The 13006-nt window shown below is 71.9% G+C and carries 12 protein-coding genes; 2 read left to right on the top strand and 10 right to left on the bottom strand.

Translation table 11 applies throughout. The features are described 5' to 3' along the window. Window positions 1–11 precede the first annotated feature (11 nt). From OG729_RS12875 to OG729_RS12840, 8 genes are all read right to left on the bottom strand, one after another. Complete coding sequence (locus tag OG729_RS12875) at window positions 12–464, bottom strand: DUF3291 domain-containing protein (RefSeq protein ID WP_405806103.1); 453 nt, start codon at window positions 462–464, stop codon at window positions 12–14. Beyond that, window positions 461–1510, bottom strand: coding sequence for an amidase family protein (locus OG729_RS12870; protein ID WP_405806102.1), 1050 nt, complete (start codon window positions 1508–1510; stop codon window positions 461–463). Before OG729_RS12870 ends, OG729_RS12875 begins: the two co-directional genes overlap by 4 nt. Before the next feature lie 33 nt (window positions 1511–1543). Continuing rightward, on the bottom strand, window positions 1544–3016 hold the full coding sequence (locus OG729_RS12865) for a penicillin-binding transpeptidase domain-containing protein (protein WP_405806101.1): 1473 nt from the start codon (window positions 3014–3016) through the stop codon (window positions 1544–1546). Then, the gene (locus tag OG729_RS12860; RefSeq protein ID WP_360881902.1) at window positions 3013–4398 is read right to left on the bottom strand and encodes an FtsW/RodA/SpoVE family cell cycle protein; all 1386 of its coding nucleotides are present in this window, start codon (window positions 4396–4398) and stop codon (window positions 3013–3015) included. The genes OG729_RS12865 and OG729_RS12860 overlap by 4 nt, the downstream gene beginning before the upstream one ends. A gap of 63 nt (window positions 4399–4461) precedes the next feature. Further along, entirely contained in the window at window positions 4462–5748 is a 1287-nt protein-coding gene (locus tag OG729_RS12855) for a HAMP domain-containing sensor histidine kinase (RefSeq protein ID WP_360881904.1), read from the bottom strand. Then, window positions 5745–6464 carry a hypothetical protein gene (locus OG729_RS12850; RefSeq protein ID WP_405806098.1) on the bottom strand — a complete coding sequence of 240 codons (720 nt, stop codon included), beginning with the start codon at window positions 6462–6464 and terminating at the stop codon, window positions 5745–5747. The genes OG729_RS12855 and OG729_RS12850 overlap by 4 nt, the downstream gene beginning before the upstream one ends. 223 nt (window positions 6465–6687) lie before the next feature. After that, complete coding sequence (locus OG729_RS12845) at window positions 6688–6996, bottom strand: zinc-ribbon domain-containing protein (RefSeq protein ID WP_360881908.1); 309 nt, start codon at window positions 6994–6996, stop codon at window positions 6688–6690. Beyond that, window positions 6993–9086: a HEAT repeat domain-containing protein gene (locus OG729_RS12840; RefSeq protein ID WP_405806096.1), complete on the bottom strand. Its 2094-nt coding sequence runs from the start codon at window positions 9084–9086 to the stop codon at window positions 6993–6995. Before OG729_RS12840 ends, OG729_RS12845 begins: the two co-directional genes overlap by 4 nt. A 114-nt stretch (window positions 9087–9200) precedes the next feature. Here OG729_RS12840 and OG729_RS12835 point away from each other — a divergent pair, with 114 nt between their 5' ends. After that, window positions 9201–10025 carry a nuclease-related domain-containing protein gene (locus tag OG729_RS12835; RefSeq protein WP_405806095.1) on the top strand — a complete coding sequence of 275 codons (825 nt, stop codon included), beginning with the start codon at window positions 9201–9203 and terminating at the stop codon, window positions 10023–10025. 86 nt (window positions 10026–10111) lie between these two features. Here OG729_RS12835 and OG729_RS12830 read toward each other — a convergent pair whose 3' ends face one another. Both OG729_RS12830 and ligD read right to left on the bottom strand, forming a co-directional pair. After that, complete coding sequence (locus tag OG729_RS12830; RefSeq protein ID WP_360881914.1) at window positions 10112–11017, bottom strand: RNA ligase family protein; 906 nt, start codon at window positions 11015–11017, stop codon at window positions 10112–10114. Between the two features lie 16 nt (window positions 11018–11033). After that, entirely contained in the window at window positions 11034–11918 is an 885-nt protein-coding gene (gene ligD / locus OG729_RS12825) for a non-homologous end-joining DNA ligase (RefSeq protein ID WP_405806093.1), read from the bottom strand. 49 nt (window positions 11919–11967) lie between these two features. Here ligD and OG729_RS12820 point away from each other — a divergent pair, with 49 nt between their 5' ends. Continuing rightward, on the top strand, window positions 11968–12996 hold the full coding sequence (locus tag OG729_RS12820) for a Ku protein (RefSeq protein WP_405806092.1): 1029 nt from the start codon (window positions 11968–11970) through the stop codon (window positions 12994–12996). Window positions 12997–13006 lie beyond the last annotated feature (10 nt).

Below are 13006 nucleotides of genomic sequence, written 5' to 3'. Positions count from 1 at the left end.
ATCGGTGCTGATCACTCCCCTCCCGGCGGTGGGAACGACGTCCGCAGCGTGAACGCCCTCCGCGTCGGGCCGTGTTCGCGGATGTGGCGCAGGCGTTCCTCCGCCTCCGCGACCGTCGGGCGGTGGCCCGGGTCCACCCACCACAGCGTCGTCATGACCTCCTCCACCCGCTCGAAGAACTCGTAGCGGCGGCCCAGCAGCTCCCGGTGCATGCCCTGGTACATGAACGCCGTCAGCGCATTCGGGTCCCGCCACACGGAGATGTTCACCAGCAGCCAGTCGTCGCCGAAGATCCGCAGATCCGTCGCGTTCCCGCTCTCCTCCTGCATTCGCCAGATGAAACCGTCCGCCGCGTCGGCGACCGCGTTCACCGGGTCAAGGCCGTCGACGAAGGGCTTCAACTCCGGGGAGTCCAAGGGGAATCTGAGGCGGGCTATGTTCACCTGGGCGAGTTCGTGGGTCATGGGCGCACGATAATCGCGTGCGGCTCCGCCGCCACCGCCATTTCGAGGAGCGAGACATCCGAGCCACGCGGCGTCACCAGTTGCAGGCCGACCGGGCAGCCGTCGCTCGTGAAGCCGGCCGGGATGCTGGACGCCGGGTGGCCGCTCAGGTTGAAGGCCCAGGTCAGGGCCGTGGAGTAGAGCTCGCCCGGACCGTCGTGGCCGTGCGGGCGATTCGGGGTCGAGGGCGTCAGCAGCAGGTCCACGTCCGCGTAGAGAGCGTCCAGGCGGCGGTCGTTCTCCGTGCGCACCGCCGCCCCGGCCGACGGGTCCCCACGGCGCACGGACTGCCAGGCCTCGGCGGGGTCGAGCAGGGTGAGCGGGCACCCGTCGAGGCGCACGACTCCCGCCGAGGCCAGTCGTTGCGCCGCTGCCTGCGCAACCGACTCCACCTCCGGGTCCGTCCGCGCGAAGCCCAGGTCGGGCGACCAGCGCGCCCGTACGGGGTACTCCACGCGCACCGGCGCGTATTCGTCCAGTACGGAGTCCAGATACGGCCGCGCGTCCGCCGCCGAGGGCGTCAGCACGCCCGCGGACGCCAGGCCCGTGCGGTCCGGCGACGGCAGCAGTCCGTTCGTCGTCTTCAGGCCGAACACGCCGCACCACGCCGCCGGGATCCGTACCGAGCCCGCCCCGTCGCTCCCCGTGGCCAGCGGCACCATTCCCGCCGCGACAGCGACCGCCGAACCCGCCGACGAACCGCCCGGTGTGCGGTCCGCGCGCCAGGGGTTGAGCGTGCGGCCGTGCGTGCCGAGACCCCAGGTCTGCCAGTACGTGCCCGGGCCCGGCACCGAGGTCGAGCCGACCGGCACCGCGCCCGCCGCGATCAGCCGCCGGGCCGCGTACGAACGGATGCCGGCGGGGCCTTTGACCGCGAACGGCAGCCCCGCGAGGGGAAGTTCGGGGTCCGGCGCGCGGGTCTGCGCCGTCTCGGGCCACACCTCGATGAACGCGCACAGGGAGGGGTCGAGGTCCGCGATCCGGTCCAGGGCTTCTTCGACCCTCATGCCGGCATCCCTCACGGGTCAGTGCTCACGTGGTCAGTGCTCACGCGACCAGTCTCCCAGCGCCGCCTCCATCACCGCCCGCGCGATCGGCGCCGCGCTCCCTCCGCCGCTGATCTCGTCGCGCTCGAACGACGCCTCCTCGACGACCACCGCGACCGCCACCGCCGGCCGGCTCGCGCCCCGTACCTGCGCCCAGGAGATGAACCAGGCGTACGGCGTACCGGCGTTGCCCAGTCCGTGCTGTGCCGTGCCGGTCTTGCCGCCGACCGTCGCCCCCTCGATCGCCGCGTTCTCGCCCGTACCCTCCTCGACCGCCTTGATCATCAGCCGCTGGAGCTGCTGCGCCGTCCCGGGCTTCATCGCCTGCCGATGCCGCCTCGGGCTGTTCTGCGCGACGATGTCGCCGTTCGACCTGGTCACCTTCTCCACCAGATAGGGATATCTGATCTCCCCGCCGTTGGCGACCGCGGCCGACACCATCGCCATCTGCAGCGGCGTCGCCGTGGTGTCGAACTGCCCGATCGAGGAGAGTGCCAGCTGATCGACGGTCATATTGCGGTCGAAGTTGGACGGCGCGACGCCCGAAGGAATCCTCAGCCGACGGTCGTTGAAGCCGAACCTGTCCACCGTGTCCAGCATCGAGGCCAGCCCGACCTTCACCCCGATATGCGCCATCACCGTGTTGCACGACCACTGGATGGCGTACGCGAGCGAGGCGTCGTCGCAGCCGTCCGACGCGTTCGGCAGTGTGGTGCTCGTGCCCGGCAGGACATACGGATCCGGCGCGCCGCTCGGCGCGTCGACATCGGTGACCACGCCCGAGTCCAGCGCGGCCGCCGCAGTCACGATCTTGAAGGCTGAGCCGGGCGGATACGTCTGCCGGATGGCCCTGTTGAGCATCGGCTGCCTGTCCGAGGCGTTGTGCCTCGCCCACGCGTTCTTGACCTGCGCCCCGGTGCCCGAGAGCTCTCCGGGATCGTACGAAGGGCTGCTGACCAGCGCCAGAATCCGCCCGGTCGACGGCTCGACCGCGGCGACCGCGCCCCGTCGGCCGGCGAGCCCCTCGTACGCCGCCCGCTGCATCGACGGCCTGATGGTGGTGAGGACATTGCCGCCGGGCGGCCGGCCGCGGCTGACGTCGTTCCAGAACGGCAGCCGCGAGAGCATCGTGTCCGTGCCGGAGAGAACGCCGTCCTCGGCGTTCTCGATCAGGCTGGTGCCGTACGTCTGCGAGGCATAGCCGGTCACCGGCGCGTACATCGGGCCGTCGGCGTAGGTGCGTTCGTAGCGCAGCTGCTGGCCGGTGTCCTTGGAGCCGGTGACGGGCTGCCCGCCGACCAGGATGTCGCCGCGCGGCGCAAGGTAACGGGCAATGGCCACCCGGCGGTTGGCCGGGTTCTTGTCGAGCGAGGTGGCCTCGAAGATCTGCACGCGTGCGGCGTTGACGAGCAGCGCGACAAGGAGCAGCAGACACAGGACGGCCGCGCGCCGGATGTATCGGATCACCGTTCGTTCTCCAGCACCGGGGCGACGACCCCTGTCTCGACGGTGTCGGGGTGCGGCGCGCGGGCCGAGTCGCTGACCCTGATCAGCAGCGCCACGATGATCCAGTTGGTGACGACGGACGAACCGCCCTGGGCCAGGAAGGGCATCGCCATACCGGTGAGCGGGATCAGGCCCATCACGCCGCCCGCGATGACGAAGACCTGGAGGGCGATGATCGAGGCGAGTCCGATGGTGAGCAGCCGCCCGAAGGGATCGCGCAGGGCGAGTCCGGTGCGGTATCCGCGGGCCACCAGCAGCGCATAGAGCAGGAAGATCCCGGTCAGGCCGACCAGGCCGAGTTCCTCGCCCGCGGTGGCCAGGATGAAGTCGGACTTGGCGGCGAAGCCGATGAGGATGGAGTGCCCGAGGCCGAGGCCCGCGCCGAGCATCCCGCCGGCGGCGAACGCGAACAGCGACTGGGCGAGCTGGCTGGGACCCTGGCCGGCGTCGATGGTGGCGAAGGGGTTGAGCCAGTCCTGCACCCTGCTGTGGACGTGCGGTTCGAGGGCGCCGACGGCGAACGCACCGGCTCCGGCGAGCAGCAGACCCACCGCGATCCAGCCGGTCCTGCCCGTCGCGACGTACAGCATGATCACAAAGAGTCCGAAGAAGAGCAGCGAGGTGCCGAGGTCGCGCTCGAGCACCAGCACGATCACGCTGAGCAGCCAGATGGCGACGATGGGGCCCAGCACCCGGCCGGTGGGGAGCTGGAGCAGCCGCCAGACCCGGCGGCCGGTGTAGGCGAGCGCGTTGCCGTTGGCGGAGAGATACGCCGCGAAGAAGACGGCGAGCAGGATCTTGGCGAACTCGCCGGGCTGGAAGGAGAATGCGCCGATCCGGATCCAGATCTTGGCACCGTTCACGGCGGGGAAGGCGATGGGCACGACCATCAGGACGAGGGCCGCGGCCATCGAGAGATACGCGTACCGCTGCAGGATCCGGTGGTCGCGCAGGAAGACGACGGCGGCGATGAACAGCGCGACGCCGATGGTGGACCAGATCAGCTGGGTGGGCGCTGCCTCGTGGTGCGGTGTCGCCAGGTCGAGGCGGTAGATGAGCACCAGGCCGATGCCGTTGAGGAGTACGGCGATGGGGAGCAGCAGCGGATCGGCGTAGGGGGCGCAGAAGCGTACGGCGAGATGGGCGAGGAGGGCCAGCACGCCGAGGCCGGCGCCGTAGCGGGCGGCGTCCGGCGGAACCGCGTTGTTCATCGTCAGGCCCACGTCGACATAGCCGTAGACGGAGATGAGGACGGCGCAGACGAGGAGCGAGAGCTCGACGCCCCGCCGCTTGGCCAGGCGTAGTTCGGGCGGGGGAGCGTCCACCGCTGTCGTTGCGGTCATGCCACGCAACGTAGCCGCGGCTTTGCCCCGGACCCCGGTCCAAAGGAGCCGGACGGGCTGAATTCAGCCCGTCCGGCCCCCTTCCGCCGCATCGTCGTCCAGGAAACGCACGTACTCGGGCAGCGTCAGCCGGGCCACCGCGCCGCCCTCGTTCGCGTTCAGGAAGTGCAGCTGAGCGCCGATCACCGCCGACTGCCCGACCGCGATGGTCAGTCCGAGGCCGTGCCCCTTGCTGCCGCCGTCCGTGCGGAAGCGCTGCGGCCCGTGCGCCAGCAGATATTCCGGATAGCCCGGGCCGTGGTCGGTGACCGTCACCACCGCGCCGTCCACGGTGAGCACCACCGGCGGCCTCCCGTGCTTGTGGGCGTTGGCGACGAGATTGCCGAGCACCCGTTCCAGGCGGCGCCTGTCGGTCTCGACGGTGGCATCGCGTACGACCCGTATCTCCGTGTCGGTCGCGGAGGCCAGCACCACCCGCTCGGCCAGGTGCGCCAGCTCGTGCACAGCCAGGTCCACCCTCTCGCTGCCCGCGTCCAGCCGGGAGATCTCGAGCAGATCCTCGGTCAGCGAGCGCATCGCCCGCACCCGGTCGCGCACCAGCTCGGCCGGACGCCCCTCGGGCAACAGCTCGGCAGCGGCGGTCAGCCCGGTCAGCGGGGTACGCAACTCGTGCGCCACATCGGCCGTGAAGCGCTGCTCGCTCAGCAGCTTGCCCTGCAGGGACGAGGCCATCGTGTCCAGGGCACCGGAGACCGTCGCCACCTCGTCCTGGGGGCGCGAAGGATTCCTGGTACGCGGGTCGTTGACGCGTGCGTCCAGATCGCCCGCGCTGATCCGCCGCGCCACCTGCGCGGTCAGATGGAGCCGGCGCGTGACCCTGGTGACGGCGAACGCGCCCACCAGCAAGGTCGCCCCGATGGCGAGCACCGAGGAGCCGACGATGGCCCGGTCGAGGCCGTTGATCGTGTTCGCGCTGGTGGTGTAGTCGACGCGGACGGCGATCGCCCGGCCGTCGGCGGGACCGGCGGCCCACATGACGGGGCGGCCGCGGAAGGTGGCCACCATCGTGCCGCGCCGTCCGCGGACGGCGAGTTCGCGCAGCGAGTCGGGCAGGCCCGGCGGGTCTATGCCGCCGTGTCGCGGCACCGGCTCACCCGACTCGTACTCCCGGGTGACCTCGACCAGCCGGCCCAGCGCCTTCTCGCGCGACTGGTTCACCGTCTGCTCGGTGACCGCGGCGTGCACCAGGGCGCCGAGCAGCGCGGCGAGGGCGCAGCACATCACCGTGATGAAGACCGCGGCCTTCCAGGTGAGGGTCGCGGTCCAGCGGGGCAGCCGAAGCCGCCTCACTGTGCGGCCGCCGAGGGCTTGGGTTCGGGGGAGCGGGACGGCTTGACCCGGACGATCTCGTCGCGCGTGGGCAGCATCGCGCGCTGATGACCGTCCCAGGACCAGGCGGTGCGGTACTCGTATCCGGGAATGCCCGCCGAGACCGACCGAAGGATCACGTCCCGGCCCGCCAGATCCACGCTGACGAGCTGGTCGGCCGTGGACATGATCCGGGTGAGGCCGTTCCTGCCGGGCATGTAGCAGCGCACCGCCGTCTGCTGCTCGGGCATCCTGATGCCGATGATCAGCTCCTCCCGGCCGTCGCCGGTCAGATCGCGGTGGTACGGCTTGAGTACCGGGCAGGACTTCGGCTTCGGTCCGCACGCGCCGATCTGCTTGACGGTCTCCTGGTAGAGCCCGTCGATGCCGGTGAACGAATCGGGGTGCGCCTTGGCGTCGGCCTGGACGACGTCGACGGGGTCGAGGGCGCGGACGTCCTGGCCCGGCACCTTGATGCCGGGCACGAGCTGGGTGTCCGACTCGCCGTAGTCGTACGGCGGCGCGGTGACGGGCGGCAGATCGGGCCACAGATGGACGGGGCCGACGGCCGTGGGGGTCTCACCCGCGCTCTTGATCCGTCCCTCGTCGCCGCAGCCGGACAGCAGTCCGCACAGCGCTGCGGCTGTGGACGCCGTCAGCAGGACGGCGTACCGCAGGCGGTGCGGGCTCGGGCTCAAGGTTCTCCTCGCCGGGCGGGCACCCGGGGCGCTGCGCTCCTTCACCGGGCGGGCGAAGGAGATGGTGTGGTCGGTGTTGCGGCTGCCCTTGACGGGGGCGCCGGGTGATCAGGCGCAGACGGTCGTGGAGCCGCCCCGGCCGGCCTCGATTGTGTCACCGACCTGCACGTTCGCGATGGCGCCGGGTGCCCGGCCGCGGCCCCCGGCCCCCGCCCGGGCCTCGTCAGTACTGGTACGGCTGTCCGCCGGGCTGCTGCTGCGGCTGCGGCTGCCCGTACGGCTGACCGCCGGGCCCGCCCGCGCCCTGCATCTGCAGCTGCTCCCCCTGCTCCTTGCTGATCTGCTGCTCCATGCCGCAGAACGTGCACTGCGTCGCGTACTTCGTCGAGAACGGGAACAACGGCACGAAGAACAGCGTGAACTTGGTGACGCGCTTCCTGAGCGTGTGCGCGGAGGGATTGCCGCAGTGCCCGCACACCAGCGTCAGTATCGCCAGCTGGTAGAGGTAGCCCCTGGTGCCAAAGATGATCATGCTGGTGGTCTCTCCCTCGTCAGTGCTCGCCGGCACAGAGCCAGCAGCTTCTCGTCCGTAAAGATGTCATGGCTGCCGTAGCCGCCGTCGATCGCGTTATGACGTCGTACGGATCCGAGCTCCGCGCGCAGAACCGGTTCCGCTCCCTCGGCCGCCAGCTCCACCAGGCACTGGGCGATCGGAACACGCGTGTACGGCAGCCGCTCCCAGGCCGACAGCAGCACCGGCCATGCCCTGACGCCATCGCCCGTCACCCGCCACAGCGCGATCGCCGCGTCCACCCGGGTCCATGGCTCGGCCACCCGCAGCAGCTCACCCAGCGCCGGAGCGGCCTCCTCGCCCGCCGGTCCCAGCGCGCCCAGTGCCGTTGCCGCCGAGCGGCGGCCGCCGATGTCCGCCCCCGACAACGCCGCGCACAGCACCGGCAGTACGGCCTCGGCATCACCCTCTATCGCCCACAGCGCCCCCGCCGTGCGCGCCGCGAGGGACGCCGACAGGCCGGAGCCGACGCCGATGCGGCGCATCAGCGCGCGTAGATCCGGCACAGCCTCGTGCGCCGCGGGGCCGAAGGCGGTGAGCGCCCGCAGCGCCGACTCGGCCACCCACTCCTTGCGGTACTCCGGCGCGCCCCGCAGCACACGCAGCACCTCCGGCACGGCATCGGCGGCCCGCAGCTCCGCAAGTCCGTACAGCAGCGTCCCGGCCAGGTCGTACAGCCTCTCGTCGAGATCCAGCTCGCCGAGCCGGCGGCGCAGGGCGGGCGCGAGCGGCGCCGCGGCCGGGCCGAGATGGCCGAGCGCGTACCCCAGGTCGCGCGGCGCCTCGGGCAGTTCCAGCGTCCGCGCGAGCACCGGCACGGCCCGCCGGTCGCCCGTCCGGGCCAGCGCCAGGACCGGGCTGCCGAGCGAGGGCGGGCCGTCGTTCCACTGACGCACCCAGGCCCCGGGCTCCGCGGCCACCCGGTCGGCGAGCGCGTCCGCGGCGGGCGCGGCCAGGCCGAACAGCTCCGCCAGCGCATCGGCGGCCGCGTCGCCCAACCGTTTCTCCGGGTCGGCCAGCTGCTCCCCGACCAGGCCGACCAGCTCCTCGTACGCACCGCGCCAGGTCCGCAGCAGCCCGCTGCTCATCCGTACGGCGTCTATCCGCTGCCCCCAGTCGGGGCTGCACAACTGGTCGGCGAGGAGCGCTATCCGGTCATCGACACGATCGCCGAGACCGGAGTGGAGCGTGCGCAGCAGATCCGCCGTCCAGGGCGCACCGCGGCCCACGGTGTCCTCCTCGTGCGCCTCGCGCAGCCGCCCGAGCAGCGTGGGCGTCGACGGTCGTTCGGGCACGGGCTCCGCGACCGGGGCGGCCACCGGCTCGGCGCGCAGCTCGCGCAGCAGGCCCGTCACCCCCGGCACCACATCGGCGGGCAGCGCTCCCGGCGCGCAGCGGGCGAGCTGGGCGAGCGCGGCCAGCCGCAGCCCAGCTCCGTACGGCACCCGGGTCAGCCCGGAGAGCCACCCCACCACCTCGGGCGCGAGCTGCCGGTGCCGCAGGGCTATCCGGCCGGCGGCCTCGACGCAGGCGAACCGCACCTCGGCGTCCGGTTCCGTGCCGAGCCGCTCGCGCAGCAGGACGAGCACCAGCTCGGGGTCGTCGTGCAGCGTGGCAAGAGCGAGCGGGGCGGCGAGCCGCACCCCGCGGTCCCCGTCGTCGACCAGCGCGAGGAAGACGTCCGCGCCCGCGGTCACGGCCGACGCGGCCATCGCATAGTTCGCGGCGTACTCGAACTCCTCGTCGTCCGGGTCCAGTTCGTCGTCGCCGTCCAGATCGATGCCGCCGATGCTGGTGAGCAACTCGACGATGCCGCCCCGGTCCTGGACCGATGGATCGGCCACCAGCTCCAGCAGGAAGGGAATGCAGGCGAGCGTCGAGTCGTACACATCGCCCTGGTGGTGCACCGCGCCGTACATCCCGTCGAGCGCCGTCTCGCGCTCGGCGGGGTCCGCGGACGCCAGCCCGTACAACAGGTCCGGCACATCGTCGGCCGGCCCGTAGGCGTGCCCCATTGACGCCCAGTCGACCTCGTCGATCCCCCCGAACACGCTTGCCCCCTCCCAAGAACTTGCGCTTGGGGAGAGTGTGCACCACCGCTGAGCCATCGCGTGGATATTGCCCCGAAGGCCCCCGGGCTGTTCCCATGGTCGGGGGGTGGTGGCATGACGGAACTGCGCGTGACACCCGCACGGGAGCAGGGCCGGGAGAGGCTGTACGTCAGTCTCCCGGACGGCCGTCATGCCGCCTGGTACGACCAGGACAGCGGCCGGGTGAGCCTGGTCCTCGAGTCCCGGCGGGCCGAGGTGCTGGCGGCGCTCGCGCCGTATCTGACGGGCGATGTCAGCGTCGGCCCGCCGCCCGTGCCCACCTCCGCCGACCTCGCCAGGCTGTCCCTGCACCCGGACGACGACCTGGCTCCCAACCGTCCCGGCGAGGCGCTGCACGCCGCGCTCGACTCCCTCCCGGTGAGTCCCCGTTCCCTCCCCGTGAGTCCCCGGCGCCTGCGGCAGGACCCGCGCCGCGGCGAACTCGCCGCCCAGCAGCTGCTCGGCGAGGCGCTCGACCGGCTGGAGGGCGCGGGCTGGCGGATCCTGCACTCGGTGCCGCTGCCCGGCGCCGACCACATCGACCATCTGGCCGTCGGACCCGCCGGGGTGCTCGCCGTGCACACCCTCGCGGCCCGCCGGCAGCGGGTGCGGATCGCCGACCCGATGGTGCGGGCCGGCCGCGGCGGGCCGAGTCCGCTGCTGCGGCTGACCCGCCGCCGGGCCGAGCGCGCAACCCTCGCGCTGGCGACGGCGGTGCGCCCGGTGCTCGCGGTGGTCGGGGCGACGCGGCTGGATCTGCTGCCCGCGCCACCGGACGTACGGATCCTTACGGACGACGAGGTGCCCGCGCTGGCCGGGCTCGGCGGCGTGCTGAAGCCCGCGGACATCGAGGCGCTGTACGCGACGGCCCGGGACCGCCGGACCTGGCTGCGCGTATAGGCCCTGTCAGCCAACCCGGGCCGGGTCGGCGGAGGTTGTCGCCCAGCCGGAACGGTATTCCCGATCCCTTGACTAATCAAACTTGATTAGTCATGATCCTCGGGGAGGCGCAGCCGGAGCACCGTGGTGACGGTGTGCCGTGTCGTGCCCTGCTCCACCTCGGCGGTCAGCCCCGCCGCCACGGCCTGGTACCCGACCTCGCCCACGCCCACGGCGATCGCCGTCCCGGTCCCGGTGCTCTCCAGGCCCGCGAGCGCGGCCGCCGCCTGTGCCCGCAGCGCAGGTGCCAGCGGGCTGGAGACCAGCGGGGTGTCGTCGTCCGGCAGTACCAGCACCAGCGCGGACGGCCGCGCCCGCGGCCCGGTGAAGCCGACCACCGCCGCGTCGCGCGCGTAGGTGTGCCGAAGCTTCAGCCACGCGCGCGTGCCGCTGCGGTACGTCTGGTCCAGCCGTTTGACCACCAGCCCCTCGACACCGATGGCGGGCAGGGTCTCGAACCAGGTGGCTGCCTCGTCCGGGTCCAGCGTCATCGGCACGGGCTGCAGCGGCGGCCCCAGCGGGCCGAGCAGCGCGACCAGCCGTCTGCGCCGTTTCTGGTACGCCAGCGGGCGCAGGTCCTCGCCGCCCTCGGCGAGCACATCGAAGGCGGCGTACGAGGCGGGCAGCCGGCGCGCGAGGGCGGGGGCGCGCCCCGGCGTGGCGGCCGCGCGCCTTTGCACGGCGGCGAAGTCGATGCGGCCCTCCCGCCAGACCACGACCTCGCCGTCGAGCACCGTGCCGTCCGGCAACTGCTCTGCCGCCTCGGCGAGATCGGGGAACGCATCGGTGACGATCCGTCCCGAGCGGGCCTGCAGCAGCACCTTGCCGCCGAGCCGGAAGACCACCATCCGGTGGCCGTCGAATTTCGGCTCGTAGGCCAGACCGCGCCCGCGCGGCAGCACGTTCACCGACTCGGCGAGCGCCACCTTCAGGGGCGGCCGGGGTGCGTTCACGGCAGCGGCCGCGCCTTCATGGCAGCGGCCCGGCCCGGCCGGGATCGAAGAGCGGGCCGAGCAGATCCCCGTACCGCTCGAGCCGTGGCGCGATGTCGTCGATCCGGAAGACGAGGTCCGCCGGCGACCCGGCCTCCTCGACCTCCTCCCAGGAGACGGGCGCCGAGACGGTGGGCTCGGTACGGGCGCGCAGCGTGTAGGGGGTCGCCGTCGTCTTCTTCGAGGAGTTCTGACTGTGGTCGACGAACACCTTGCCGGGCCGCAGGGAGCGTTTCATCCGGTGCAGGATCAGCCCGGGCTCCGCGGCCTCGCCCTCCACGGCCAGGGTCTTCGCGTACGCCGACACCTGCTCGGAGGGGGTGCGCTCCAGCGGCACGAGGATGTGCAGCCCCTTGGAGCCGGAGGTCTTGGCGTACGCGTGCAGCCCGTCGGCCGCCAGCCGCTCGCGCAGCCACAGCGCGACGGCGCAGCACTCCACGACGGTCGCCGGGGCGCCCGGGTCGAGGTCGAAGACCATGCGGTCGGCCATGCCCGGCTCGTCCGCCTGCCACTGGGGCGTATGGAACTCCACCACCAGATTCGCCGCCCACATCAGCGAGGCCAGGTCCTCCACGACGACCTGGCGCGCTTGCTTGTCCTCGGAGCGCGGCACTTCGACGGTCCGTACCCAGGACGGCGTACCGGGCGGCGGATTCTTGGTGAAGAACACCTCGCCGTCCGGCCCGTCCGGATATCTGAGGAAGGAGAGCGGCCGGTTGCGCAGATGGGGCAGGATCGCCTCGGCCGTGGTGGCGTAGTAGTGCAGAATCTCGCCCTTGGTTGTCCCGGTGGCGGGGTGGATGACCTTCTCCAGGTTGCTGAGCGCCAGCCGCCGCCCCTCCACGTCGGTGATCGGCGTCATACGATGAGAATCCCACGAATCCTGAAATTTCGGATGAAAGGGATCAAACGTGCGATCCATATGGAACGGCGCGATCTCCTTCGGCCTGGTCAGCATCCCGATCAAGCTGGTGAACGCCACGGAGAACCACTCCATCTCCTTCCGCCAGATCCACACCGCCGACGGCGGCCGGATCCGCTACCGCAAGGTCTGCGAGCTGGAGGAGAAGGAAGTGCCGACCGAGGAGATCGGCAAGGGGTACGAGGCCGCGGACGGGTCGATCATCCCGATCACGGACGAGGACCTGGCGGCTCTGCCGCTCCCCACGGCGAAGACGATCGAGATCGTGGCGTTCGTCCCCGCGACGCGGATCGATCCGCTCCAGATGGACGCGGCGTACTACCTCGCCGCGAACGGCGTCCCGGCCGCCAAGCCGTACACGCTGCTGCGTGAGGCACTCAAGCGCAGCCAGAAGGTCGCCATCGCCAAGTTCGCCCTGCGTGGCCGGGAGCGACTTGGCATGCTGCGGGTCGTCGACGACGTGATCGCCATGCACGGGCTGCTGTGGCCGGACGAGATCCGTTCCCCCCAGACCGTGGCCCCGGACACCGAGGTGACGGTGCGGGAGGCCGAACTCGACCTGGCCGACGCCTTGATGGACACGCTGGGTGAGGTCGACCTGGACTCGCTGCACGACGACTACCGGGCGGCGGTGGAGGCGATGATCACGGCCAAGGTGGAGGGCGGCGTACTGCCGGAGGTCGAACCGGCGGAGCGCGGCGGGCAGGTCATCGATCTGATGGCGGCCCTGGAGAGCAGTGTGCGAGCGGCGAAGGAGGCGCGGGGGGAGGAGGGCGCGGAGGTCGCCGAGGTCACGTCGATCAAGGGGCGTAAGCGGGCGGCGAGTGCGCCGAAGGCGTCGGGCGGGAAGAAGTCGACGACGGGGGCTGCGAAGAAGACGGCGGCGAGCAAGTCGGCGGCGAGCAAGTCCACGGCGGCGGGGGCGAAGAAGGCGGCCGCGAAGAAGACCGCGGCGAAGAAGGCGGCGGCGAAGTCGACGGCCAAGAAGGCGACCCCGAAGAAGCGCGCCTCGGCCTGACCGCGCCGGG

Source organism: Streptomyces sp. NBC_00210 (assembly GCF_045160975.1).
In the GTDB taxonomy this organism is placed as follows: Bacteria; Actinomycetota; Actinomycetes; order Streptomycetales; family Streptomycetaceae; genus Streptomyces.
Note: the sequence above shows the minus strand (reverse complement) of the source record. Positions and strands in the feature narration are given on the sequence as shown.